The organism is Streptomyces flaveolus (genome assembly GCF_044765825.1).
In the GTDB taxonomy this organism is placed as follows: Bacteria; Actinomycetota; Actinomycetes; order Streptomycetales; family Streptomycetaceae; genus Streptomyces; species Streptomyces flaveolus.
The window spans coordinates 765,579-790,780 of the sequence record NZ_JBIWKU010000001.1 but is presented as its reverse complement, the minus strand read 5'-3'; the positions used below and the strand labels follow the sequence as shown (position 1 = coordinate 790,780).

Here is a 25,202-nt window from a genome sequence, read left to right as displayed (position 1 = left end):
GTGCGGCTTATCGGCGAAAGCACACGGTTCAACCCGGGTGGATTTGTCGATAAGCCCTGCTCACAGGGGTGTCGGCCATAACGATTCCGAGTCGGATCACCGCTCGGACCAACATCACCGGGAGGCCCGGTGCGCCAGGTCCTTAGGATGCCGAACATGTCCTACGGGGCTGCTGATTCTGCTGGTGGGACCGTGCCCCCACGCCAACGGGTCCTGCTCGAAGGGGAATTTGGTGTTTTCTTCGCTCTCTGTCCTGTCCCGGCCCGGCCGGGGAACGGCGGCGAGACTCGCCGCCACGGTGCTGGTCTCCGCGCTCGCCGCAGCCGGCGTGGCGGCGGGTGCCGCCCCGGCCGCCGCCCAGGGGAAGACGCAGGGCGAGGGCGGAGCGGCGGCCACCATAGGCGGCCTGAAGACCTACGGCACCGCGGTCATACACGGGGCCGCCGGTGACCAGGAGGTGTCGGCCGGGCTGTTCGAGATGTCCGTCGACGGCGGCGGCATGCTGCAGACCTATTGCGTCGACATCCAGAACCCGACGCAGAAGGACGCCAAGTACCACGAGACGCCCTGGAGCGGGACCTCGCTGGGCACCAACAAGGACGCCGGCCGCATCCGCTGGATCCTGCAGAACTCCTACCCCCAGGTCAACGACCTCGCGGCGCTCGCGAAGAAGGCCGGGGTACGCGGCGGGCTCACCGAGCAGGACGCGGCGGCCGGCACACAGGTGGCCATCTGGCGCTACTCGGACGACACGGATGTCGAGGCCGTCGACCCGCAGGCCGAGCGGCTCGCGGACTACCTGGAGAAGCACGCCCGCGACCTGGCCGAGCCGGCGGCGTCGCTCACGCTGGACCCGCCCGCGGTCTCCGGACACCCGGGCGAGCGGCTCGGCCCGGTGACGGTCCACACCAACGCCGACAGCGCGACGGTCACACCGCCGGCGGACACCACCGGCGGGGTGCGGTTCGTGGACAAGGCCGGCAAGCCCGTCACGTCGGTGACCGACGGCAGCCAGATCTTCTTCGACGTGCCGAAGGACACCGCGGCGGACACCGTCGGGCTGACCGTCCAGGCCTCGACCACCGTGCCGGTCGGCCGCGCCTTCGCCTCCGAGAGCCGCAGCCAGACGCAGATCCTGGCCGGCTCCAGCGAGTCGACGGTGGCGGCGACGGCGAGCGCGACCTGGGCGGACCAGGGCGCGATACCCGCGCTGTCCGGGGCGAAGAACTGCGCCAAGGGCGGCCTGGACATCACCGCGGTCAACAAGGGCGACGAGGCGTTCACCTTCGAGCTGCTGGACAGCGAGTACACCATCGCGGCGGGCGAGACCCGGACGGTCACCATCCCGCTGCCGGAGGACCGGGCCTACGACTTCGCCGTCCGCGGCCCCACCGGCTTCGAGCAGCGCTTCACCGGCGTCCTCGACTGCCGCACCCAGAGCAGCCCGGTCGAGCAGGCCACGCACACCCTCGGTGAGCCGGCCGCCGCGGTGGTCGACCCCACCCCCGACACCGACCTCGCCGAGACCGGCAGCTCCGACACGACGCCCCTGATCGGCGGCACGGCCATCGGCCTGGTCGTGATCGGCGGCGCGGTCCTCCTGTTCGTCCGCAGGAGGAACGAGGGCGGGGAGAGCTGACCGCGCCGGGGCGGCACGGGGTGAGCACCACCGCCCCGCCACCGGGCGTCGGCCCCCGGCCGACTCACCCGCGCGGCCCCGTCAGTAGCGGTGGCCGGGCCAGTGCGGGTCCGTCCAGCGGGCCTCGCCGGTGACTCCGAGCAGCCGTATCCGGTGCCGCAGGTCCGCCGGAGCGCCCGACTCGCGAAGCCGCGCCGCGCCGTGGCCGAGGAGCCAGGCGACCAGGTCGGCACGTATCTCCTCCTCGTCGTTCTCGTACCGGCGGACGTACCACGGCAGGCTGTCCCCCAGGAGGTCGTACTCCCATTCCGCCACCGCCTCGGCGAGACGCCGGTCGCTGAGGGGCCCGGTCCGCCGCTCCCACTCGGCGAGCCAGGGGCCGGCCGTCCCGGACGCCTCGGCACACAGGGCGAAGACCTGGTGCGCCGGTACGGCCGCGTCCGGATCGGTGAGGCTCTGCACCCACCAGGCGTGCAGAAACTCGCGCACCGGACCGGCGTGATCGTCGGGCCACTGCTGCCAGCGCCCGCGGGCCAGGGAGTATCCGGCCTCTTCGAGTCCGAACAGGGGCTCGGCGAGACCGGCGACCAGGACCCCGGCGAACTGGGGCAGGATGCGGCGCAGCACGGCCGCGTGATCGCTCCAGTCGGTCGCCTGCCAGGTCCGGCGCAGGAGATCCGGCTCCAGCTCCACGTCCGGGGTCTTCAGGAGGGCGAGTTCCTCCGGGCTGCCCCAGTGGCAGTCGCAGTTGTGCTCGTCCGGACGCGCGGTCATGCCGCGGAAGGTGACGGCGAGGTCGTCCAGGGCCTCGGCGAGGCGGCGGCCCCCGGGACGGTGGTCGGCAAGGTGCATGGTGTGCCCGGCCTTCGAGGACTCCGTACGGCTTCCGCCGGCCGAAGATCGTCACCTTACCGGGGCGTCAGGCGTCCGGGTACCGGGTTGCCGCCGACCACTCGGCCACCACGTCCTGGGACTCGTCCAGGGCGGGATCGCGACTCCCGCCGGGGGCGTAGGCGGGAGATCTGTCCGGGCGCAGGGGCACGTGGGCGCAGTACCAGGCACGCCGGGCGCCCGCCCGTTCCGCGTCCGTGCCCGTCCGCAGATACGCCAGCAAGGCCACCAGGACCCGTCGGCGTCCGAACGCGTAGACCGCCGGCTCGACGAACCAGCGGCAGAAGCTGGGGTCCGGATCGTGGACGGCCGCGGCCAACAGCGGGGCGAAAAACTCCTCGGGCAGACCGGCCCGTTCGAGAAGCGGCTTGCGCACGGCATGGGCCAGGTGCCGCGCGCGTCGGTCCTCCGGCACGCCGGCCGCGTCGCCCAGGCCCAGCAGCCGGGCCACCTCGGCGGCGGACGACAGGAAGGAGCGTGCCGCCGTCCACCTCGCGAGGGCGGCGAAGTCGGCGTCGGTGAGGCCCTCGGCCGGGTCGACGCGGTGCAGGAGGGCGGGTCCGGGGTGGCGGGCGGCGACCCACTGGCGGTCCATGGCGCTGATCTCGTCGTCGACCCAGACGAAGGGCCGGCCGCCGGCCCACTCGACAAGGGGGCGTGTCTTCCAGTGCAGGCCCCGCGGGCCTTCCTCGGCACCGGTCTCCGGCCACTGCACCATGGGCAGCGCCGGCAGGCCGATGCGCGGGGCGACGACCTCGTTCGCTTCGTCCGTCCAGGTCGTCGCCCACACGAGGTCGCAGCCCAGGGCCATGAGGCGGGCCCCGGTCCCCGGGTCGAGCCGGGCCAGCAGGGGGTTCCCCCGATCGGCAGGTGTCGCGGCGAAGGCACCAGCGGCTCGCGGGTGACCGGACGGCGACCCGAACGGGATCAGTGGGCCATCGACGTCGAGGAAGAGGAGCGGGCGCTCCGATGCGCTGGTCACGGCCGCACCGTAACCGGGCCCGGCGGGAAGCGGCACCCCCGGGCCGGGCCGGGAGCGGGCGTCCAGGCCGGCCGGCGGAGACCGGAAGTGACCGTCGTGTCTTTTCGCCGTCCACGAAAGCCCAGGTCAGCGCACCGGCAGGGAACGCGTTTCCGCCCAGGGGTGGCGGTACGGCAAGATGGGGTGTATCTGCCCACTGCCTGATTAAGCTGCCGGACGGTTTCTCTTGGCTGAGTTCATTTACACCATGCGCAAGGCGCGCAAAGCGCACGGCGACAAGGTGATCCTCGACGACGTCACCCTGAACTTCCTGCCCGGCGCGAAGATCGGTGTCGTCGGCCCGAACGGTGCCGGTAAGTCGACCGTTCTGAAGATCATGGCGGGGCTGGAGCAGCCGTCGAACGGCGACGCGTTCCTGTCGCCGGGCTACACGGTGGGCATCCTGCTGCAGGAGCCCCCGCTCAACGAGGAGAAGACCGTCCTGGAGAACGTTCAGGAAGGTGTCGCCGAGGTCAAGGGCAAGCTCGACCGGTTCAACGAGATCGCCGAGCAGATGGCGACCGACTACTCGGACGCGCTGCTCGAGGAGATGGGCAAGCTCCAGGAGGAGCTGGACCACGCCAACGCGTGGGACCTCGACGCCCAGCTCGAGCAGGCCATGGACGCGCTCGGCTGCCCGCCCGGAGACTGGCCCGTGGCCAACCTCTCCGGTGGTGAGAAGCGCCGCGTCGCGCTCTGCAAGCTGCTGCTCGAGGCGCCCGACCTGCTGCTCCTCGACGAGCCGACCAACCACCTCGACGCCGAGTCGGTGAACTGGCTGGAGCAGCACCTCGCCAAGTACGAGGGCACCGTCGTGGCCGTGACCCACGACCGGTACTTCCTGGACAACGTCGCCGGCTGGATCTGCGAGGTCGACCGCGGCCGCCTGCACGGCTACGAGGGCAACTACTCCAAGTACTTGGAGACCAAGGCCTCCCGCCTCAAGGTCGAGGGCCAGAAGGACGCCAAGCGGCAGAAGCGCCTCAAGGACGAGCTGGAGTGGGTGCGCTCCAACGCCAAGGGCCGGCAGGCCAAGTCCAAGGCGCGCCTCGCCCGCTACGAGGAGATGGCCGCCGAGGCCGACAAGATGCGGAAGCTGGACTTCGAGGAGATCCAGATCCCGCCGGGCCCGCGTCTGGGCAGCATCGTCGTAGAGGTCAACAACCTCTCCAAGGCCTTCGGCGAGAAGGTCCTCATCGACGACCTCAGCTTCACCCTGCCGCGCAACGGCATCGTGGGTGTCATCGGCCCGAACGGCGCCGGCAAGACCACCCTCTTCAAGATGATCCAGGGCTTCGAGGAGCCGGACTCCGGTTCCATCAAGGTCGGCGAGACCGTCAAGATCTCGTACGTCGACCAGAGCCGCGAGAACATCGACCCGAAGAAGACGCTGTGGGCCGTCGTCTCCGACGAGCTGGACTACATCAACGTCGGCCAGGTCGAGATGCCGAGCCGTGCCTACGTCTCCGCCTTCGGCTTCAAGGGCCCGGACCAGCAGAAGCCGGCCGGTGTCCTCTCCGGCGGTGAGCGCAACCGCCTCAACCTCGCGCTCACCCTCAAGCAGGGCGGCAACCTGCTGCTCCTGGACGAGCCGACCAACGACCTCGACGTCGAGACCCTCAGCAGCCTGGAGAACGCGCTGCTGGAGTTCCCGGGCTGCGCCGTGGTCGTCTCCCACGACCGGTGGTTCCTCGACCGCGTGGCCACGCACATCCTCGCGTACGAGGGTGAGTCCAAGTGGTTCTGGTTCGAGGGCAACTTCGAGTCGTACGAGAAGAACAAGATCGAGCGGCTCGGCCCGGACGCCGCGCGTCCGCACCGTGCCACCTACAAGAAGCTGACCCGGGGCTGATCGATCTTGCGGCACCTCTACCGCTGCCCGCTGCGCTGGGCGGACATGGACGCGTACGGCCACGTCAACAACGTGGTCTTCCTCCGCTACCTGGAGGAGGCCCGTATCGACTTCCTGTTCCGCCCGGACAAGGACTTCCAGCAGGGGTCGGTGGTGGCGCGCCACGAGATCGACTACAAGCGGCAGCTCGTCCACCGGCACGCGCCCGTGGACATCGAGCTGTGGGTCACCGAGATCAGGGCGGCGTCCTTCACGCTCACCTACGAGGTCAAGGACGGCGACCAGATCTACGTCCGCGCGTCCACGGTGATCGTGCCGTTCGACTTCGAGGCGCAGCGGCCCCGCCGGATCACCGCGGAGGAACGGGAGTTCCTCCAGGAGTACACGGACGACAAGAGCGAGAAGGCGGACGACGAGGAGGAGGCCGTCGCCGCATGACGGTCCTCCACCTCGCCGACGATGGGGAGGCCGCCGACCTCGCGGCCTTCCTCTCCCGCCTGCTCCACTACGACCGCGGCGCCGCCGTGCGCCTTCAGGCGCACGGCACGGCGCTCGCCGTCTTCGGACGGCCGCCCTCCTTCGAGGTGCTGGCCGTGCGGGCGGTGCGGCTGGCGAAGCCGTACGAGAACGGGCTCGACGTCACGCTGGACGTGACCGTGTCCGCCGGTGAGCTCCTGGAGTCGGTGGACGAACCGGCGGCCACCGCGACCGTGCCCGGCGCGGTCACCGGACCGCCGTGGGCCGGGGTGCTGCCCCCGCGCGGCGGCTGGCGGCCCGAGCCGGGCCTGCCGTCCCCGGACGCGCTGCGGGCGCTCGTCTCCGCGGCCGTCGCCGAGTTCCGGTCACGGACCGGGGAGCTGGCCCCCGAGAAGCGCACCCGGGCCGAACTCGACCGGATCGGCCGGGAGATCTGGTCCCGGACGGTCGGCGACACCGGACTGCCGGTACGGGCCGTGCACGCGGCCCAGTCGCTGGGCTTCCTGCGCCCCGCGAACGCGGCCGGGGACGGGCCCGCGCTGGTCTCCTCGGGCGCGTGGCTGCGGCTGCGCACCCCGTACGGATCCGTCGCCCTGCGGCGGGCGGGCACCGGCGCGCTGGGCCTCAGCGTGCGCTGAGCCGCCCGCCGGGTCAGGGACGCTCGCTGTCGTCCGGCCATACGGCGATGTGGTCGGGCTCCAGTTCCAGGGCGACGCGGTCGCGCATGCCGAGGGCCCGCGTGTACTCGGCGGGCAGCTGGAGGCGGCCGGCGCGGTCGAGCATGGCGTACTCACGGGCCACCACCGTCTCGTGGCCGGTCGTCGCGTCCACCTCGCTGCGCCGCAGGACCTCCGTGGAGGTACGGCCGTCGCGGATGGCGACCGTGCGGCGGACCTCGCCGGCCACCGCCTGGTCATGGGTGACGATGACGATGGTGGTGCCGAGCCGTTCGTTCGCGGTGCGGAAGGCGGCGAAGATCTGCTCCGCCGTGTGGGAGTCGAGCTCACCGGTGGGTTCGTCGGCGAGCAGGACCGCGGGGTCGTTGGCCAGGGCCACGGCGATGGCGACGCGTTGCTGCTGGCCGCCCGACATCTGGTGCGGACGGCGGTCGCGGCAGTCGGCGACCTCCAGCAGCTCCAGCAGTTCCAGGGCGCGTTCGGAGCGGGCCCGCCGGGCCGCACGGCCCCGGCCGCGGGTGCCCGCGAGCTGTACGGGCAGGGCGACGTTCTGGGCCGCCGTCAGGTAGGGCAGCAGGTTGCGGGACGTCTGCTGCCAGACGAAGCCGACCACCTCGCGGCGGTAGGAGAGACGGTCCTTCGCGGTCATCGCGAGCAGGTCCCGGCCGGCGACGCGGGCCGCGCCGGCGGTCGGGGTGTCCAGTCCGGCGAGGATGTTCATCAGCGTCGACTTGCCGCTGCCGGACGCCCCGACCAGGGCCATCAGCTCGCCCTCCCGGACCAGCAGGTCGAGGCCCTGGAGGGCCTGCACCTCGATGCCGTCCGCGCTGAAGATGCGGACCAGGCGGTCGCAGGTGATGAGGGCGTCGTGGCCGTAGGCGGGGCGGTCACGGGACGCGGTGGCGCGGTCGGCCAGGTCGGCGAGGGTCGGGTTCGTCGGCATCGTGGTCTCCTCGGCAGCTGCCCCGGGTGTCTCCGGGCCGGGCGACGCGGAGGGGGCCTGCGGTACGGGTGGCTGGGGCGAACCATGTGGCTCAGGTGGCTGGAGTGGTTCGAGTTGGCTGCCGCATCCCATGCGCCGCAGGTGGCTGATGCGGCTCAGGTGGTGCACGTGCCGCAGACGGTCCGGTCGGCCGGGTCCGTTCATCCGGAGTCACCCGCCCGCAGCTCCGTGACCGACCCGCGCCGCCCCGACCACCACGCCTGCACCGCCGCCGCCCCCACCGCGACCACCAGCACCGCGACCGTCGGCACCGCCAGCGACCACGGGTCCGTGCGCAGCCCGGCCCGGCCGCCCGGGGACGACGCCGTCGCCAGCGCGATCGTCGTCACGTCGATGCCGGGGGAGAGCAGCCGGACGGTCGCCCAGCCGGTCAGCGCCCCGCCGGCCGCCGCCAGGGCGGCCTGGGGGAGGGACTCCAGGACCAGCAGGCGCCGGCCCTGGGACCGGGTGAGGCCCATCGTGCGCAGGCGGGCGAGCAGCGCGGCCCGTTCGGGCGCGGCGCGCAGCAGGGACAGCAGCAGGGCGAGTACGGCATAACCGGCGCCGGCCGCCACGGCCGCGGTGTAGACGCGTTCGGCACCGGACTGCAGCGGTGAGTCGACGTACCGGGCCCGTTCCTGCGCCCGCAGGCGTACGGAGCCGGCGTCACCGGTCGCCCGGCGCAGCGCGCCCCCGTCGAGCCGGTCGCCGGTCAGCAGCAGCACGTTCGGACGGGCCGCCTCCCTGGACAGCCCGGCCCGGTCCACGACCAGGAACTCGTCGCCGAAGACGGCCGGGGTGAGGTCGCGCACGACCGAGATCCGCAGGACGACGGCGGTGCCGTCCTCCATGCGGACGCGGAACGGCTCCGTACCGAACCGCTCGGCGACCGTGGGCGAGGCCAGTGCGCACAGGGGCTCGTCCTGGCCGCCCGGCTGCTTCAGGTCGTCCGCGGCGAAGGACCCCAGATCCGTACGCGCCGCCAGCTTCGCGTAGGCGGCGGGGTCGACACCCGCAACGGGCAGCGTCTGGCGGCCGTTGCTGGTCCTGGCCTCGTAGGCGACGCTCACCTCGGTCAGCCCGTCCACGCCCGGGGTGCGGCGGACCCGGTCGGCCAGGGCGGACGGCAGCGGGCCGGTCCCCTCCACGCGGGCGTCGGCACCGGTGGTGAGCAGCGCCGCCCGGTCCCGGGTGTCCGTCACACCGGTCAGGACCGAGCCGCCGAAGGCCGCCGTGGTGAGCGCGGTCAGCAGCGCGAGGAGGGGCAGCGCCGCCGGGACGGACGTACGGCCCGCGCGGGCCAGCGCAAGGTGCCCCACCGCGCCGCGCAGCCGCCCCGCCGGGCGGGCCAGCCGGCGCAGCGGCAGCGGATAGAGGCGCACCAGGACCAGCGCGGCGATCACCCCGACCAGCACCGGCGCGAGCGACACCAGGTCGTCGGCCGAGGTCGCCGCACCGCGCCGGCGCAGCGTCTCGACCGCGGCCACGGCCAGGACGACGGCGGTGAGCTCGGCGACCGTACGGCGCCGGGACGGGCGTACCGACGCCACGTCCTGCCGGCCGCCGTGGACCCGGACGGTGCGATGGGCGACGGCGGCCCGCAGGGGCAGCGCGGCACAGCCGACGACGGTGACCGGGACGGCGGCCGCGACGGCCGGGACGAGACGGGCCCCGGGGAGGGCGAGCAGCGCGGCGGCGAGACCGACGGCGCCCGCGGGCACCGCCGCCACCGACGTCTCGGCCAGCAGCCGCCCCACCAGGCCCCGCAGCGACGCGCCCCGGGCACGCAGCAGGGCGAGTTCCGCGCGGCGCCGGTCGGCGGCGAGGCCGGCCGCCATCAGCAGGACCACCCCGGCGACCGTGCCGGTGCCGGCCGCGGCGACCGTGACCAGCGGAGCGATGCCCGACCGCAGCCGGTCGAAGGCGGCGAACACCTCGTCGAGGTCGGTGCTCACGTCCGCGTCCGGGGCGACGGCCGACCGCACCTCCCGCAGCCCCGGCCCCGACTCCAGGGCGGCGACGGACGAGTTCAGCCGGTCCAGGTCGTGGGCGTGCAGCGCGCCGACGTCCGGCGCGAACTGCCAGTAGCGCACGGGGGAACCGGCCGTGCCCAGCAGGGCGGGCCCCGCCTCGGGGGCGAGCAGCAGGGCGCCGAGCCAGTACTTGTCGGTGTCCGCGCCGGGCGGCCCCGGCACCTTCTGCAGCGACGGGGTGCGCAGCACGGGCTGGGTGGCCCAGTAGGCGCCGTCCGGGTCGCGCGGGGCGAGGACGCCGGTGATGTGGACGGCGAGCGGGGCGCGTGCCACGCGGGGCACGTGGAGGACCGCGCCCACCTCGATGTGCAGGGCCTCGGCCGTCTCGGTGGTGACGACCGCCTCCACCCGGTCGCTGGTCGGGGTGACCGGGGCGCCGGACGTGCGCGGCAGCCGGCCGGCGTGCAGCCGGGCGTGGTCGCCGAGGCCGTGCTGGGCGGCGAGGTACACCTGCGGGTCCCACCCGCTGGGCCGGGGCAGCCAGGGATCCGGGACCTCGATGGTCTCGGTGGTGCGCACCCCGTACGCCGACTGCGACCGGTCGACGGGGAGCCGGCCGGCGACGATGCCGAGCGCGCTGTCGTAGCGTTCGCGCAGCGCGCCGGGACGCATGTCCAGCTGCCACTGCTCCAGGTCGGAACCGAAATCGGGCTGCCCGGTCGTCAGCAGCACGCTGGTCCGGTCGGGGCGGGCCTGCCGGAGATCGTGGTGCAGGCTCGTGTCCGCGTACCGGTCCAGGGCCCTCGGGAAGGCGGCGGCCAGACACGCGGTGAGCGCCACGAGCAGCGCCAGCGCGCACGCGGCACCGGGGGCGGTGCGCAGCCGGGTCCGCACCCACGGGGCGGCGACGGGGTTCACGTCCGCTCACCTCCTTGTCCCACGACGAGCGGGCCGGCCGCGGGTGCGGTCGGGGCCTGGTTGCGTGACGGGCGCCGTACGGCTGTGCGGAGGCCGTGGGGCGACGGCACAGCGGACGCCCTCGCGGTGCGGGCTGTGGTCACCGGGTCTCGCCTCCCTGCTCCCTGAGGGCCGACGCCGGGTCCGCCCGGCGCAGGGCGAGGACCGCCGTGACCAGCAGGGGGGTGACCGCCACGGCGGCCAGGAGGACGGCGACGCGGCCCACGGGCAGGTCGACGAGCACGGCCGGCACCGGGTGGGTGGCCTCCGGGGTCAGCACGATCAGCGGAATCACCGCCCGGGCCAGCACGGCACCCAGCGCCGTGCCCACGAGCAGCGCCAGCACCACCAGGACGCCCTGCTCGACGGCGACGGCGCGGGCCAGCCTGCGGCGCGGGGCGCCCAGGGCCCGCAGCACCGCGAACTCGGCGCCCCGCTCCCGCAGCGACCCCGTCGCGCTCACCGCGAACCCGACGGCCGCCAGCGCCGCCGCCACCCCGGCCGCCGCGGTGAACGCCGTCCCGGGGCCCGCCCCGAACGGGTCGTCGCGCAACTGCCCGGCCAGCTCGTCCCGCACCACGACCTGCGCCGGATCGACGTCCGGGAAGGCGCGCAGGGCGGCGGCCACCCCGGCCGCCTTCCCCGGCGCCGTCCGCAGCCACCACTCGGTGGGCGTCACGCTCTCCCCGTACCGGGCCTGCAGCACCCGGTTCACCGACCGCAGATCGACCAGGAGCGCCCCGCCGTCCCGCTCCGGGACGTCCGTCGCGGTGGTGGACGGCAGGGCGTGGACCGCGTGCACGATCCGCACGGTGACGGTCCGGCCGTCCAGCGCGATGTCCACCGGCTGCCCGGCGCGGGCACCCGCGGAGTCGAGGAAGCGGTCGGTCGCCACGGCCGTGAGCTGCGGCGGAGCGGGCTGCTCGGCGTCCAGCCGCACGGTCAGCGACGCCGACTCCCAGGGCATGTCGGCCGGGACGTACCCCGTGCCGTACTCGATCACCGGCGGCGCGGACGCCCGCAGCCGGGGCCGGGTCGGGCTGGTGGGCGCGTCCGGGGGCGAGAACTGGCCGGCGCCGCGTGCGGAGGCCGTCCACGAGCGGGGCAGCGCCAGCCGCCGCACGGTGCCGTCGGCCGCCGTGGCGGTCAGCGCCTCCAGGGTGAAGCGGTGCTGCTGGGCGCGGCCGCTCGGCTGGGCCATGACCAGCTCCAGGCCGGTCACGGTCAGCGGACCGGAGGAGACGGCGAGTTCCAGGGTGTGCCGGCGGCCGTCGGCGTCCAGCGCGCCGGCCGGCAGGCGGTACGGCACGCCGTGCCGGTCCCGCACCGTGACCGTCACGTCCGCCGTCGTGCCCGTGTCCCCGCCCGCGCCCGCGCGGCCCAGGGCCACCGTCAGGCCCAGACGCGCGGTCCCCTCCGGCGTCTTCGCGCCCGCCGGCTCGCCCTCGGGCCCGAGAGGGGCCAGCAGTGACCGGGCGGGTACGGGGGACAGGTCCGGACGGAGCAGCATCGCGTCCGCGGCGTCCGCCGTGTCCAGCGCCAGCACCGTGGCCGTCCGGCCGCCGGACAGCGGCAGCGTCGTACGCACGGCGGGGGCCGCCTCCCGGACGCCCGGGACGGCCGCGTACGTCTCCGTGCGGCCCGGGTCCGCCGTCCCGGCGGCGAGCACCCGCACCGGAGCGCCGGCGCGGAAGTCGGCCTGGTCGTCCTGCGAGCGGTCCCAGGAGGCACCCTGGCCGATCGCCAGCATGCCCAGCGCCGTGGCCAGGACCAGCAGCAGCACCGGGCCGGCCCCGCGCATCGGGCGGCGGCTGAGCTGCCAGCCCGCCAGCGCCGAGGCCAGCCCGCGCCCGCCGGCCGCCCGGCGCTCGGCGAGCCGCGCGACCGGCGGCAGGAGCCGCAGCGTCAGCACGGTGCCGGCCAGCAGCGCCAGCGCGGGCGCCGCGACCAGCAACGGGTCGATGCCCGGGGCGCCGCTGCCGTCGCCGGTCACCGCGCCAGAGGTCTGCCGGGACAGCTGCCAGTAGGCGACACCGGCCACCACCAGCAGGCCGACGTCCGCACCCGCCCGCAGCGGCGCGGGCAGCGGCCGGGTCCGGCCGCCGGCGGCCAGGGACGCGGTGAGCGCGGGCAGCGTCACCGCCAGCGCGCACCCCAGGGCGGCCACCCCGGCGACCAGCCACACCCCGCCCCCGCCTAGGGACGGCACCTCCAGCCGCAGCCCGATCCGGGCCAGCGCCCCCTGCCCGGCCAGCAGCCGGGTCAGCGGACCGGCGAGCAGCGGCGCGCAGAGCACCGCCGGGACGGCCAGCAGCAGTGCCTCCAGTGCGGCGAGCCACCCGAGCCGGGCCCGGGAGGCGCCCCGCGCCCGCAGCAGCCGCAGCTCGCCCGCGCGTTCGGCGCTCAGCAGCCGGGCCACCAGCAGCAGCGCGCAGCTCGAAAGCAGCGCCAGCTGGAGCGCCACGACGAGGAGCGTGGAGCGGGACACCAGCAGGGAGCGGTCGAGCCGGTCCAGCACCTCGGGCAGGGACGTCGTCGCGGCCGTCGTACCGCTGAGGACGGGCCGGCCGCGCAGCCACGCCGTCCCGTCCCGGGCCGCCTCGCGCAGGGCGTCCGTGCGGCCGGCCGTCACCGTGGAGAAGTCCGCCGTCGCCAGCCATCCGGACGGCCCGGCGCTCACCCGGCCGCCGGTCAGCGCACCGGGGGCGGCGAGCAGCGGCCCGTACGTCGTGAAGCCGCCCTGCTTGATCCCGCGCCCGCCGAGGTCGTCCAGGTCCCAGTACGGGGACGCGGCCTCGGCCGGCCGGTACAGGCCGGTGACCTCGATGCGCACCGCCGGGCCGTCGAACCGGTCGGTGAGCGTGAGGCGGGCGCCGGTCCGGAGGCCGAGGCGCTCGGCGGCGGCCGTCGGCAGCGCGGCCTCGGCCACCGGCCCGCCGTCCCGCGGCATCCGTCCCTCGGTGATCCGCACCTGCGCCGGGTCGAGCGCCGCGAAGTACGTCAGATCCGGGTTGTCGCCGGACCGCTCGCCGGCCGGCCGCAGGGTGCCCGGCAGGGCGTACGGGCCCGACCGCATCAGGGTGCGGACGGTGACCGGCAGTCCGCCGAAGGTGTCCCGGGCGCCCTTGCGCACGGCGGCGTCGGCGTCCTCACGCCCCTCCTCGGGCACGTCCGCCTTGACGATCAGCGCGGTGTCGGCGGCGTTGCGCGGATCGTCGAGGGCGTGCCGCAGGGACGCGTCGCCGATCGCGCCCGAGTAGGCGGCCAGGGTCGCCAGGACCGCCGTGGTCAGCAGGACGGTGAGCAGCGCGGCGGCGAGCAGGAGGCGATGCGCCCGCGCGCGCAGCAGCACGAACCCCGTGAGTCCCCCGCTCCCCACCACCCGGCCCCCCGGCGCCGTTGTCCAGACCTCTCGGTGATGTTGTCAGAGGGCCCCTGGCGCGAGTAACCGTTCGAGGGGCGGACTTGACCGGATCGTGACCGGATTCCGGCGATGCGGGACCGGAATCCGTTCATCGGCTTCCGCGAGCCGGCGCCCCCCCGGCGCGGTCAGCCCTCGGTGTTGACCATCGAGGCCGCCGCGTACGTCAGGTACTTCCACAGCGTCTGCTCGTGCTCCTCGGACAGGCCGAGCTCGTCGAGGGCCACCCGCATGTGCTTCAGCCACGCGTCGTGCGCGGCACGGTCCACGGCGAAGGGGGCGTGCCGCATCCGCAGGCGGGGGTGGCCGCGCCGCTCGCTGTACGTCGTCGGGCCGCCCCAGTACTGCATCAGGAAGAGCGCGAAGCGCTCCTCCGCCGGGCCCAGGTCCTCCTCGGGATACATCGGCCGCAGGACCGGATCCTGGGCGACCCCCTCGTAGAAACGGTGGACGAGCCGGCGGAAGGTCTCCTCCCCGCCGACCTGCTCGTAGAAGGTCTGCTCCTGAAGCGTGTCGCGCCGAATCTCATTCACGCCGTCCATGGTCTCAGACGGGGCGGCATAGGCCTGGAGACCTAGGACCTCCCGTCCGCGGACCACCCACGGCGGCCGCCGGGCCCTACTGTGGAGGCATGGGCGGGCACCAGGACCTGACAGGCCTCGCCGCCTCCGCGCGGGCGGAGCTGGTGCGTGAGATCGAGCTGAGCGGCGCCTGGGCGGCCGACCCGGTCTGGCGGGAGGCGTTCGAGACGGTCCCGCGCCACCTCTTCGTGCCCTACTACTACGTCGGCGTCCGGGGCGGCTACGAGCGCCGGTGGGGCGAGCACCCCGACCCCGCGGCCCGCGAACGCTGGGTGCGGGGCGCGTACGCCGACGTCCCGCTCGCCACCCGGCTGCGCGACGGCGAGCTGCTCTCCTCCAGCAGCCAGCCGTCGCTGATGGCGATGATGCTGGTGGAGCTGGACGTGGCGGACGGCAACCGGGTCCTGGAGATCGGCGCCGGCACCGGCTACAACGCCGCCCTGCTCGCCCACCGGCTCGGCGACGACGACCTGGTCACCACGATCGACCTGGACCCGGACATCACCGAGTCGGCCCGCCGGCACCTGACCGCCGCCGGGTACCGCCCGGCCGTCGTCACCGGTGACGGGGCGCGCGGGGTGCCCGAACGCGCTCCCTTCGACCGGATCATCGCCACCTGCGCGCTGTCGACGATCCCCCGCGCCTGGCTCGTCCAGTGCCGGTCCGGAGGGCGCATCCTGGCGCCGCTTGCCACCGGCCTGATCGCGCTCACCGTCCACGACGCCGGGCACGCCGAGGGCCACTTCCTGCACACGCCGGCCTACTTCGTGCCGCTGCGCGGCGCCGGGCGGACCGAGCCGGGGCCGCCGGGCCTCGGCGGGGTGCCGCGCCGGGCCCGCGACGACGACCTGTTCCGGTTCCTGCTGGCCCTGACCCGGGGCAGCCTCGACCCGCAGGAGGCGTACGCGCTCTGGGAGCGCGAGGACGCCCCCCGGCGCGAGCGCTACGGCATCACCGTCCGCGGCGAGCGGGCCTGGGCCTGGCTGGACGACCCGGAGGGCCCGTACGCCTGGCCCTTCGCCTGACGGCCCGCACCCGCCTCAGCCGCGGCGGATCGTGATCGTCGTCCAGGCGCCGACGTGCACCCGGTCGCCGTCCTGGAGCGGCACCGGCACGAAGGGCTGGATCGGCTCATCGCCGCCGTTGACCGTCGTGCCGTTCGTCGAGTTCTGATCGACGACCGCCCAGCTGCCGTCCGGCTGCTGCACCAGCACGGCGTGCTGGTGCGAGACGCCCGGGTCCTCCGGCGGCACCGCGAGATCGATGTCCGGGGTGTCGCCGGTGGAGTGCCGGCGCCGGCCGATCGTGATCTGGTTGCCGGTGAGCGTGCGCTGCTGCTCGGGCGAGTACGCGGGCAGGTTCAGGCCCGCGGCCTCGGGGCCGGAGCGCTGCATCATCGCCATGAAGTACTCGCGGTCCGGACCGATGGTCGCCGTCCAGGTCGCCGACTGCTGGTGCTGGGGCGGGAAACCGTGGCCGGGCGGGGCCTGGGTGGCGCCGGGCTGCGGGTAGCCGTAGCCGCCGCCGGGACCGCCGGGGCCACCAGGACCGCCGGGGCCTCCCGGGCCGGACGGCGGGGAGAGCACCCAGTCGTCGTCACCGCCGCCGAAGGACGGGCCACCGCCCTGCTGCGGGCGGCCGGTCTCCTGCGGGCGGCCGGTCTCCTGCGGGAAGCCGGGCGGGGCCGGCGGCGCGGACTGCTGGAACGCCTGCGGAGGGCCGCCGGGACCGCCGGGGCCGCCAGGACGGCCGGGGCCTCCCGGGCCACCGGGGCCGGGCGGGGGCGGAACGGGGCCGGGCGGCGGCGGAACCGGCCGCGACGGGTCGGCACCGAATCCGGGCGGGGCGGGCGGGCCGGAGGGACCGCCCTGGCCGCCGGGACCCGGGTAGCCGGAAGGACCGCCCTGGCCACCGGGGCCGGGGTAGCCGGAGGGGCCGTTCGGACCGCCGGGACCGTGCGGGCCGGGACCGTTGGGACCACCCGGACCGTGCGGGCCGGGACCACCCTGGCCGTGCTGGCCGGGACCGCCGGGGCCACCCTGGCCGTGCTGGCCGGGACCGCCGTGCTGGCCGGGACCGCCGGGGCCGCCGGGGCCCGACGGGTCGCCGCCGAAGGGCGGGCCCGGCGGGATCGGCTCGGCGGGACGGTTCATCTGGGACGGGCGGGAGCCCTGGTAGTCGTACGCGTCACCGCCGCCGTACGACGGTCCCCTGGGCGGCTGCGGGAACCGGGGCCCCGGGCCGGGCGCCGGCGGGCGCGGGGCCGCCGGGGTGTACGAGGTGGCGGTGTTGGTGAGGAAGTTCCACCGGCACTCCTCGCAGAACGGCGCACCGCCCTCGCGGGGCGTGCGGCACTGCGGGCACAGCTGCGGTTCCGCGGCGGGGCCGCCCGGGCCGGCCTGGCCGCCGGGCCCGCCCTGGCCGCCGGGCCCGCCCTGGCCGCCGGGACCGGCGGGCGGCGGGAAGCCGTAGCCCCCGCCCGGGGGCGGTGGCGGCGGAGGGGGCGGCACGGCACCGGCCATGCGGTGACCGCAGACCTCGCACCAGTCGTCGGAACCCGACTGGTGTCCGTTCGGGCAGGTCGGCATGTCGGAGCTTCCCCCTCTTGCGGAGCTTGTCGCTGTGTTGTCCTGCGGTACTGCGTTACTGCGTCACTTCTTCACGCGAACAGTCTTCGTCGACCGGGTCTCGAGAGTCATCTCGTCGGCCTCCTCGACCTTCGCTTTCAGTCGCACAGTACCTGCCGCCGCGTCGACCACGTCCACCACCTTCGCAAGCAGTTTCGCCGTATCCGCGTTTCCGGAGGCTCCGGCCAGCTGGACCGCACGGCCCAGTTTGGCCGTCGCTCCGTCGATGTCTCCCGCTTTGCGCAGATCCAGCCCCTGCTGGATGACTTGTGCCAGTTCGGCCTGCCCGGTGTAGTGGGCGACCTGAGGGTTGATCGACGTGGACGCGGCCATGTCGTCCGTCCACACGGCGCGTACGAGACCCTGCGCGCCGAGGTTCTGCACCGCGCCCCCGGGCTCCGGGACGACCAGGGAGACACGGGCGGCCAGCATCTCCTGGCCGATGTTCGCGGCCGGTACCTCCACGCAGACGTGGTAGTCGCGGGACTCGTCGCCCCAGGACCCGGTGGGGTAGTCCCCGGCGCGCGGACCCGCCTCGGTGCGGCGGTCGGTCAGCTCCTCGACCGTGGGGGCGACCTGCTTGACGAACCTCACCGTGGTGCCGACCGGCGTCCACAGGCGCAGGGCGACGTCCGCGACCTCCTTGCCCATGGCCGTCTCCATCATCCGCGTGAAGTCGGCGGCGAGACCCGCCGGGTCGGCGACGATGTCGGCGGTGCCGAGCAGGGCGGAGGCGATCCCTGTGACTTCTTTCACTTCCCAGTCGGTGCCCACGCCACGGGCGTCACAGGTGAACCGTCCGGCACAGGCGTCGAGCGCCGCCTTCAGGTCCTCGGGCGACTCGTGCTCGTTGCGGCCGTCGGTGAGCAGGATGCCGTGCCGGATGGCGACGTCCGCCGTGGACAGCAGCCGGTCGGCCAGCCGCAGCCAGGTGCCGATGGCCGTGCCGCCGCCCGCGCTCAGCCTGCGCAGGGCCTGCTTGGCCTGCTCCCGGGTGGTGGCGTCGGCGACCGCGAGCCGGCCGTTGCCGGGGTAGACCTCCGTGGCCACGTGCGTACCGCCGACCACCGCGAAGTGCACGCCGTCGCGCAGGGTGTCGATCGCGGCGGCCGTCGCGTCCCGGGCGTTGCGCATCTTGGTCGGCGGGTAGTCCATCGAGCCCGAGCAGTCGACCATCAGCGCCACGGCGGCGGACGGCCCCCGGCCCGGCGCGTACAGATGGGGCGCGGCCACCGCGCTTCCGACCGTGCCGCCGCCGGTCGCGGTGACCGTGACGATCGCGTTGACCTCACGGCCGCCCTCGGGCAGGTACTCGTTCTGGTAGACGTCCACCGAGAACTGCGGCACGTTCGACTTCGAGAAATTGGCCATGCCGGATCGCATCCCCCTCTACGTCCCCCACGGTGGTGGGGTGATGGCTCGTGGCGCGGACCGCCCCCTGCGGTCCGCGAGGCCGCCCCGCCGCGTACCCGGCCGTGCGTGCGTGGCCCGGCTGCGCGGCCTCAGCCGGATCCTGCCCCCGCGGGCGGGGCCGGGAACGGCACGACGGCCACTGTTACGTTGTCGTGGCCCCCGCCGTCCAGGGCGTGGCCGACCAGGACCCGGGCGCTGTGCAGCGGGCGCGCGGCGGCGTCGAGGGGCACGGCGCGGGCCATCTCCTCGGCCGACTCGGCGTAGTTCCACAGGCCGTCCGTGCAGACCACGACCACGCCGGGGCGGTCCGGCTTGAACGACGCGGTGTGCGGCTCCAGCTCGTAGGCGTCGGCGCCGAGCCAGCCGGTGATCGCGTGGGCGCGCTCGTCGGCGTACGCCTCGGCCTCGTTCATCAGACCGGCGGCGACCATCTGCGCGGCCCACGAGTCGTCCTCGGTGAGCCGGGCCGGCGGTGTGCCGCGGTCGACGGGCACCCAGTAGACGCGGCTGTCGCCGACCCAGCCGACGACCAGCAGGTCCGAGGTCACCACGGCGCCGACGAGGGTGCAGGCCGGGGCGTTCTGGTGCGGTGCCTGCTCGCGGGCCGTGGCGGGCTCGTCGGCCAGCGCGTTGACGGCGTGCGAGGCGGCGACGATCGCGTCGTGCATGGCCTGCTGCGGGTGCGTGCCGCGCGGCAGCACCGCGAGCAGCGACTCACCGGCGGCGCGGGAGGCGGCGAGGGAGGCGTCGTCCGGGCGGGTCGCCGAGGAGACGCCGTCGCACACGATCGCCACGGTCGCGGGCGTCCCGTCGGGCAGCGCGGTGTGGCCGACGCAGAAGGCGTCCTCGTTGCGGTGGTGGCGCAGACCGCGGTCGCTGACGGCGGCGACGGGGCCCGACTCCTGCTCCATGTGGTCGCGTTCGCGGGGCTGGGCGTGCCCGCAGTTCTCGCAGTAGCCGTCGTCGTCGACGCGGCCCGCGCGGCAGGCCACGCACACCGTGCCGGACGCGGCCGTGGCGGGGGCGACCGGTGCGCAGGCGGCCTCCGGGGACGGCGCCGGGGCGGCGGCCGACCGCGGGTCGGGTGCCTGCAGCGGGTACTCGTCCGGCTCGCCCGGACGGTCGAACCGCACACCGGACGCGGCCGGTTCGGCCCCGGCCGGTCCCGACGCCACCGGCGGTGCGACGGGCGGTGCGGCCGGTGGCGGGGGCGCGGCGGCGGCCGGTGGCGGCGGTGCGGCCGGCCGTGGCGGCGGCAGCGGCGAGCCGGCCGAGTCCGTGCCCGGCACGGGCCGGCCGGTGCCGTCCGGCGGCGACGACGGGGCGGGCACCGCGGCGTTCATGGCGATCGTCGGGCTGTCCTCGGGCCGCGCGGGCACGGCGGACAGGTCGTATCCGCACGCGCCACAGAAACGGTCGCCCGACTCGAGGGGCTCCTCGCAGCTCGGGCACTTGGACACAGCGGCCTGCTGGGGCATCTGCGACATCAACTACACCCACGTCCGGGGGCGGTAACGATTGGCACGTTCCACCAGGTCGATCCTCTCCTCGCCGCCCCGCGCCAGCCGGGCCAGCGTGCGGTACGAACGCTCCAGGCCGAAACGCAGGCCGCGTTCGTCCAGACCGCTGCCGAGCAGTGCCCGTTCCCCGGCGGCGGGGGGAACGGAACCCCGGCCCCCGGAGAGTACCCAGTCCAGGGCACAGCCGAGGACCTCGACCGACAACTGCTCGCGGCGCGCCGGGTCCAGACCGTACACGTCCAGCGCCTCGACCTGCCGGGCGGCCGCGGTCAGATCGTCCAGGAACGCCACGTCGCCCGGGTCCGCCGTGCGCCGGCGCAGCCGGGCCCGCACGGCCGCCACGCGGGCGGCCGTGCAGTGGACGGACGACTCCGGCACCGACTCCAGCGTCCGTACGGCACCGGACCGGTCGCCGCCCGCCAACTGGACGCGGGCCAGGCCGAACGCGGCGCTCACATGGCTCGGATCGGCCGACCACACCAGGCGGTAGTACTCCGCGGCGTTGTCGAGCTGGCCCAGCACCTCCGCGCACAGGCCGAGCGCCAGCTTGGGCGCGATCTCGCCCGGGAAGGCGTCGTAGATGGCGTCGAAGGCGAGCGCGGCGCCCTCGTGGTCGCCGGTCACCAGCGAGGCCAGGCCCCGGTACCAGACCACCCGCCAGTCGTCGGGCCGCTCGCCCTCCAGGGCGGCCAGGGCCGCCAGCGCGCCCGGCGCGTCGCCCTGCTCCAGGCGGGCCCGTATCTGCCGCAGCCGGGTCTCGGTCGAGGGCGCCGGCGCGGCGCCCAGCGCGGTCAGCAGCTCCCCCGGCGCGGACGCCATGAGACCTGCCAGGAAACCGGCGTTGGGGTCCCCGGGATCGACCCGCGGGACCGGCAGGGCGAGGGCGGCGGCGGGGGCGTCGACGGGCTTGACCAGGCCGGAGGCACCGGCCCGGACGCTGCCGACCGCGCTCACGGCACCCGGCAGCGAGGCGCTCGCGCCCGCTCCGGCGGGCAGTGCGGCCGCCACACCCGCCCCGCCGTGGACCGGGGTGCCCGCGACCGTCCCGCCGGGCGCCCCGACGGCCGGGCCCGTACCACCGGGCAGCGCGGGACCGACGCCCCCGCCACCCGCCGGCGGCACCACTGACGCTCCGTCACCACGCCTGCGAGTGGCGGTCACCCGGGCCCCCAGCGTCGACACCTCGCCGTCCAGCCGGGGGAACAACTCCGTGTCCGTGACCCGCACCTCGGGCCCGAACAGCGTGGACAGCGCCGGCCGGGCGCGGCCCGTCTGCAGCGAGACCACCTCGCGCAGCACGCCCGTCAGCTGCTCCGCCATCTCCTGCGCGGAGGCGAACCGGCGGGCCGGGTCGGGGTCGGTGGCGCGCACCAGGAGCCGGTAGAACGACTCGTACTGCCGGAACACCTCGATGGTGTCGGGGTCCGGCAGGGAGTCGGCGTAGACGGTGGTGTAGCCCTGGAAGTCGAACGTCAGCACCGCGAGGGTACGGCCGACCGTGTACAGGTCGGAGGCCACCGAGGGGCCGACGTCGGCGACCTCCGGCGCCTGGTAGCCCACCGTGCCGTAGATCGCCGACTCGTCGTCGTCCATGCGGCGTACCGCGCCCATGTCGATCAGCTTGAGCTGGTCCTCGGTCTGGATGGCGTTGTCGACCTTGAAGTCGCAGTACAGCAGGTTGCGGCTGTGCAGGTGACCGAGGGCCTCCAGCGCCTCGATGCCGTACGCGCACGCCTGCTCCACCGGCAGCGGGTCGCGCCGGCCCTCGGGCGACCTGCGGGCGTTGGCGATCTCCTTGAGGGACTTGCCGCCCACGTACTCCATGACGATGTAGCCGTCGAGGGAACCGGTGCGCTGGTCGAGGTGCTCGACGAAGTTGTAGATCCGCACGATGTTGGCGTGCTCGATCTCCGCGAGGAAGCGCCGCTCGGAGATCGCCGCCGCCATCGCGTCCTGGTCGCCCGTGTCCAGCAGGCCCTTGAGGACCACCCAGCGGTCGGAGACCGCCCTGTCGACGGCGAGGTAGATCCAGCCGAGCCCGCCGTGCGCGAGGCAGCCCACCACCTCGTACTGGCCGTGCACGACGTCCCCGGACTTCAGCTTGGGCACGAACGAGTACGGGTGGCCGCACTTGGTGCAGAAGCCCTCCGTGCGGCCGGGCCGGTCCCCGCGCGCCCGCCCGACCGGCGCCCCGCAGTCCGAGCGCGAGCAGAACCGCTTGCGCTCGGGCACCTCGGGGTTGTCCAGGACCATCGCGCGCGGGTCGGGCCGCGGGATCGCCGGTACCTCGACCAGGCCGGCCCCGAGCCGCCCCCGCGCGGACGAACCGGCGGGCGACCCCGAGCTGCGCACCGACACCGAACGGCCCGTGGACCGGCCCGACACGGACCGCGAGAGCCGCCCCGAGACCGAGCGCCGGGACTTCGACGACTGCGACGACGTCCGCGCACTGCGGCCGCTTGTGCGCGCGCTGCCGCTGCCCGCCGAGCCGCGCGAGCCCCGCCCGCCGCCGGTGATCCCGGTCGGCGTCGAGCCCACCATGCCGTTGGACGCGACGACCGGCGCGAGACCGCAGGTGTCGCAGTACAGCTCGCCGCCGCCCATGTCCTCGTACGATCCGCCGCAGCCGGGACGCTGACAGGTCCGCTGCTCCTGGCTCATGCCGTCGCCTCCCCGTTGTCGCTCATGCGCCGGGCTCCGTCCGGTCCACCGGCCCGCCCTGCCCGGGCACGCGCGGCGCGGAGCCCAGCAGTTCGGCCGCCGCGTGCTGGTAGCGCAGGACGGCCTGTTCGGCGACGCGCAGGTCGCAGGGCGCGCTCCACAGCATGCGGCGCGCCTTCTCGTACTTCTCGACCAGCTCCGGATCCTCCGCGAAGCCCAGCCGGGCGACCTTCGCCTTGTACGCGTCCAGCCGGCCGCGCAGCTCGGCGCGGACCGCGAGCGGCGCGGTGACCGCCGTCAAGGACTCGCGGGCCCGCAGCAGTTCGTCCTCCGCCTTCTCCTCCAGGGACTCCAGCAGCGGGGACAGGCGGTGCCACTGGGCGTGTCTGCGGTACTCGGCGGCCGTCGCGAGCTGCTCCTGGAGCACGGTCGGCGGTCCACTGACCACCGGCACCTCCGTCGCGGCGATCTTCGCCAGCACCTCGCCGCGCGCGGTGCGGGCCTCGGCGAGCGTGCGGTCCGCGCGGGAGAGCACGTCCCGCAGCCGCACGATCCGCTGCTCGGCGTCCTGGCGGACGGCCAGCACCGCGTCGATCTCCCGGCGGACGTCCTCCAGGGCGCGCGCCTCCCGGTCGTAGACCGTGGTGTCCGGCCGGCCGCCGCCCGGCGCCGAACTGCCCTCGGTGGGCACCCAGAACGCCAGCGGGTCGGACACCACCCGCTCGCGCAGCTTCGTCAGGGTGCGGGTGATCCGCTCCAGGTCGTCCCCGGCCGGGTGCTCGCCGGGGCGCACCCCCACCGAGTGCGCGAGCCGGCGGGTGCGCTGGAGCTCGGCGGCGAGTAAATCGATGCGCGCCGGCAGCGCCGACCACACCGCGTCGGCGGCGACCACCAGGTCGAGGGAGGCCGCGTACAGCTGGTTCATCCGGTCCACCAGCGTGACCAGCGAGTACCGCTCGCTGAGCCGGCCCGGACCGCCGTGCAGGGTGGGCGCGCCGGCGGTGGCGGCGGCATTGCCGGACACGGTGACCGCCTCGCCGCGCAGCAGCTCCGTCAGTTCCACCAGGTCCTCGCGGCTGGACCAGCGGCGCCGGGAGCGGATCTCCCGGGCGGTGCGCAGGGCGCCCGCGTACGCGTCGAAGTAGGACCAGAGCAGGGTGATCGACGCCTCCGCGGCGGCCCAGCGCTCCTGGGTCACGCCCGTCAGCTCGGCGCCTTCCAGGAGTCTGCGGCCCGCGTGGTCCTGGAGGGCGAGGAGCGAGGTCTCGATCGCCTCGTGCTCCGCGCCGAGCCGCGCCAGCGCACGGTCCACCTCGTCCCGGTCCATCACCGGCCCGGAGGGTCCCGTGTCGCCCATCGGTCACCTTTCGCTGTTGCGGACTCGTGTGTGCTCTTTCCCGGTGGTGCGGCGGTCGGTCAGCTCCTGCCCCGGTACTGGGGGGCCGGCGGTTCCGACTTCCGGGAGTCGTCGCCCATGGTCTCCGACAGCCACTGCTCGTACGAGTGCTGCCAGCCCCGGGCCTTGTCGGAGCGCCACTCCACGAGGATCTGGTTGACCCGGCGTACCAGATCGTCGGCGTCCTTCTTCATCGCCACGCCGTAGTACTCGGTGGTGAAGGGGTCGCCCTTCAGTTCGACCGTGGGGTCCTGTGCGGCCTGGCTCGCGGCGAGCGCGCCGTCGGTGACCACCGCGTCGACCTCGCCGAGCTGGAGCCGCACCAGGCAGTCAAGCTGATTGGGGACGGTGGTGCCCAGGTCGGCGCCGGCCGCCGCCCGGCCGTCCGCCTGGTCCTGCTTCAGCGTGCTCAGCGCCGTCGAACCCGCCGCCGTGCAGAGCTTCTTGCCGGCGAGCGTGCCGTCGTACCCGGTGATGTCCGAGGACTTGGGGGCGAGCAGCTGCTGGCCGGTCCTGAAGTAGGGCGCGGAGAAGGCGACGTCGGCCAGCCGGTCGCAGTTGATGGTCATCGTGCGGACCACCATGTCGACCCGGCCGTCCTGGATCGCGGGGATCCGCTGGTCGGTGGGTATCGCCTTGAACTGCACCGCGTTCGGGTCGCCGAGGATGTCCCGGGCGATGCGGTGCACCAGGTCGATGTCGAAGCCCTCCAGCTCGGCGTCGCCGCCGCTGTTCGGGTCGCGGTAGCCCCAGCGGTAGCTGTTCTGGTCGACGCCGACGATCAGCTTGCGCTTGGCGCCCTCGCGGTTGCGGATCGCCTCGATGGTGGGGCCGTCCGCGCCGTCCGGGGACAGGGTCTGCTTCTCCGGGTCCGTGCACTCCTCGGCGGCGCGTGCCTGGCGGCCCTGGGCGGCGCCCTGGCTGCCGGTGCCCGCGGTGCCCTCGCCGTGCGAGCGGACCACCGGCAGGAGCAGGGCGAAGAGCACCGCCAGGGCGCAGGCGAACGCCATCGCCCCCACCCCGCCCCAGCCCTTCAGGCCGGTCCGCAGTCGTCGCGCACGCATCCTCACGCCCCCTTTCACCGCCACCCCTTCCCACCCGCTCGCCGGGCCCT

General features: G+C 74.9%; 16 protein-coding genes and 1 pseudogene. 5 read left to right on the top strand and 12 right to left on the bottom strand.

Annotated elements, in window-relative coordinates:
• Positions 1-232 precede the first annotated feature (232 nt).
• A complete protein-coding gene (locus tag ACIRG6_RS03500; protein WP_403320477.1) occupies positions 233-1,639 on the top strand; it encodes a Cys-Gln thioester bond-forming surface protein in 1,407 nt (468 codons plus the stop codon).
• An 81-nt stretch (positions 1,640-1,720) separates the two neighbouring features.
• On the opposite strand, the gene ACIRG6_RS03495 is transcribed toward ACIRG6_RS03500, so the two are convergent.
• Together ACIRG6_RS03495 and ACIRG6_RS03490 are read right to left on the bottom strand one after the other, a co-directional pair.
• Positions 1,721-2,491, bottom strand: a complete 771-nt coding sequence (locus ACIRG6_RS03495) for a hypothetical protein (RefSeq protein WP_403320475.1) — start codon at positions 2,489-2,491, stop codon at positions 1,721-1,723.
• A gap of 517 nt (positions 2,492-3,008) precedes the next feature.
• Positions 3,009-3,512 (bottom strand): annotated as a pseudogene (locus ACIRG6_RS03490) (HAD domain-containing protein); the annotation flags it as partial.
• A 226-nt stretch (positions 3,513-3,738) separates the two neighbouring features.
• Between ACIRG6_RS03490 and ettA the strand changes: the two are divergent.
• From ettA to ACIRG6_RS03475, 3 genes are read left to right on the top strand one after another with little or no spacing between them, the layout of a single operon-like run.
• Positions 3,739-5,403: an energy-dependent translational throttle protein EttA gene (gene ettA / locus ACIRG6_RS03485; RefSeq protein ID WP_239767917.1), complete on the top strand. Its 1,665-nt coding sequence runs from the start codon at positions 3,739-3,741 to the stop codon at positions 5,401-5,403.
• 6 nt (positions 5,404-5,409) lie between these two features.
• The gene (locus tag ACIRG6_RS03480) at positions 5,410-5,841 is read left to right on the top strand and encodes an acyl-CoA thioesterase (protein WP_318218596.1); all 432 of its coding nucleotides are present in this window, start codon (positions 5,410-5,412) and stop codon (positions 5,839-5,841) included.
• Positions 5,838-6,518 (top strand): hypothetical protein, encoded by a 681-nt coding sequence (locus ACIRG6_RS03475; protein WP_364674463.1) that lies wholly within the window; start codon positions 5,838-5,840, stop codon positions 6,516-6,518. Before ACIRG6_RS03480 ends, ACIRG6_RS03475 begins: the two co-directional genes overlap by 4 nt.
• 13 nt (positions 6,519-6,531) lie before the next feature.
• On the opposite strand, the gene ACIRG6_RS03470 is transcribed toward ACIRG6_RS03475, so the two are convergent.
• From ACIRG6_RS03470 to ACIRG6_RS03455, 4 genes are all read right to left on the bottom strand, one after another.
• Positions 6,532-7,500 carry an ABC transporter ATP-binding protein gene (locus ACIRG6_RS03470; protein ID WP_364674460.1) on the bottom strand — a complete coding sequence of 323 codons (969 nt, stop codon included), beginning with the start codon at positions 7,498-7,500 and terminating at the stop codon, positions 6,532-6,534.
• Positions 7,501-7,700: 200 nt separating this feature from the next.
• Entirely contained in the window at positions 7,701-10,430 is a 2,730-nt protein-coding gene (locus tag ACIRG6_RS03465) for an FtsX-like permease family protein (RefSeq protein ID WP_403320471.1), read from the bottom strand.
• A gap of 139 nt (positions 10,431-10,569) precedes the next feature.
• Positions 10,570-13,821, bottom strand: coding sequence for an FtsX-like permease family protein (locus ACIRG6_RS03460; RefSeq protein ID WP_403320469.1), 3,252 nt, complete (start codon positions 13,819-13,821; stop codon positions 10,570-10,572).
• 197 nt (positions 13,822-14,018) lie between these two features.
• A complete protein-coding gene (locus ACIRG6_RS03455; protein WP_318218591.1) occupies positions 14,019-14,432 on the bottom strand; it encodes a globin in 414 nt (137 codons plus the stop codon).
• An 89-nt stretch (positions 14,433-14,521) separates the two neighbouring features.
• Between ACIRG6_RS03455 and ACIRG6_RS03450 the strand changes: the two genes are divergently transcribed.
• Entirely contained in the window at positions 14,522-15,496 is a 975-nt protein-coding gene (locus tag ACIRG6_RS03450; protein WP_364674453.1) for a methyltransferase domain-containing protein, read from the top strand.
• A 15-nt stretch (positions 15,497-15,511) separates the two neighbouring features.
• Here ACIRG6_RS03450 and ACIRG6_RS03445 read toward each other — a convergent pair whose 3' ends face one another.
• From ACIRG6_RS03445 to ACIRG6_RS03420, 6 genes are all read right to left on the bottom strand, one after another.
• The gene (locus tag ACIRG6_RS03445; RefSeq protein ID WP_403320465.1) at positions 15,512-17,059 is read right to left on the bottom strand and encodes an FHA domain-containing protein; all 1,548 of its coding nucleotides are present in this window, start codon (positions 17,057-17,059) and stop codon (positions 15,512-15,514) included.
• 63 nt (positions 17,060-17,122) lie between these two features.
• Positions 17,123-18,469, bottom strand: a complete 1,347-nt coding sequence (locus tag ACIRG6_RS03440; RefSeq protein ID WP_239767935.1) for a vWA domain-containing protein — start codon at positions 18,467-18,469, stop codon at positions 17,123-17,125.
• Between the two features lie 131 nt (positions 18,470-18,600).
• Positions 18,601-19,998: a PP2C family serine/threonine-protein phosphatase gene (locus ACIRG6_RS03435; RefSeq protein ID WP_403320464.1), complete on the bottom strand. Its 1,398-nt coding sequence runs from the start codon at positions 19,996-19,998 to the stop codon at positions 18,601-18,603.
• A gap of 3 nt (positions 19,999-20,001) precedes the next feature.
• Positions 20,002-22,692, bottom strand: coding sequence for a serine/threonine-protein kinase (locus tag ACIRG6_RS03430; protein ID WP_403320462.1), 2,691 nt, complete (start codon positions 22,690-22,692; stop codon positions 20,002-20,004).
• A 22-nt stretch (positions 22,693-22,714) separates the two neighbouring features.
• Positions 22,715-24,049, bottom strand: coding sequence for a coiled-coil domain-containing protein (locus ACIRG6_RS03425; protein WP_350718084.1), 1,335 nt, complete (start codon positions 24,047-24,049; stop codon positions 22,715-22,717).
• A gap of 59 nt (positions 24,050-24,108) precedes the next feature.
• Positions 24,109-25,152 carry a glutamate ABC transporter substrate-binding protein gene (locus ACIRG6_RS03420; RefSeq protein WP_364674444.1) on the bottom strand — a complete coding sequence of 348 codons (1,044 nt, stop codon included), beginning with the start codon at positions 25,150-25,152 and terminating at the stop codon, positions 24,109-24,111.
• Positions 25,153-25,202: the final 50 nt, after the last annotated feature.

What these genes read in the sequence shown, in the direction of transcription:
- ACIRG6_RS03495 (WP_403320475.1), bottom strand. Translation starts at nt 2,491, where the DNA reads ATGCACCTTGCCGACCACCGTCCCGGGGGCCGCCGCCTCGCCGAGGCC.
- ACIRG6_RS03475 (WP_364674463.1), top strand. Translation starts at nt 5,838, where the DNA reads ATGACGGTCCTCCACCTCGCCGACGATGGGGAGGCCGCCGACCTCGCG.
- ACIRG6_RS03470 (WP_364674460.1), bottom strand. Translation starts at nt 7,500, where the DNA reads ATGCCGACGAACCCGACCCTCGCCGACCTGGCCGACCGCGCCACCGCG.
- ACIRG6_RS03455 (WP_318218591.1), bottom strand. Translation starts at nt 14,432, where the DNA reads ATGGACGGCGTGAATGAGATTCGGCGCGACACGCTTCAGGAGCAGACC.
- ACIRG6_RS03450 (WP_364674453.1), top strand. Translation starts at nt 14,522, where the DNA reads ATGGGCGGGCACCAGGACCTGACAGGCCTCGCCGCCTCCGCGCGGGCG.
- ACIRG6_RS03445 (WP_403320465.1), bottom strand. Translation starts at nt 17,059, where the DNA reads ATGCCGACCTGCCCGAACGGACACCAGTCGGGTTCCGACGACTGGTGC.
- ACIRG6_RS03440 (WP_239767935.1), bottom strand. Translation starts at nt 18,469, where the DNA reads ATGGCCAATTTCTCGAAGTCGAACGTGCCGCAGTTCTCGGTGGACGTC.
- ACIRG6_RS03435 (WP_403320464.1), bottom strand. Translation starts at nt 19,998, where the DNA reads ATGTCGCAGATGCCCCAGCAGGCCGCTGTGTCCAAGTGCCCGAGCTGC.
- ACIRG6_RS03430 (WP_403320462.1), bottom strand. Translation starts at nt 22,692, where the DNA reads ATGAGCCAGGAGCAGCGGACCTGTCAGCGTCCCGGCTGCGGCGGATCG.
- ACIRG6_RS03425 (WP_350718084.1), bottom strand. Translation starts at nt 24,049, where the DNA reads ATGGGCGACACGGGACCCTCCGGGCCGGTGATGGACCGGGACGAGGTG.
- ACIRG6_RS03420 (WP_364674444.1), bottom strand. Translation starts at nt 25,152, where the DNA reads ATGCGTGCGCGACGACTGCGGACCGGCCTGAAGGGCTGGGGCGGGGTG.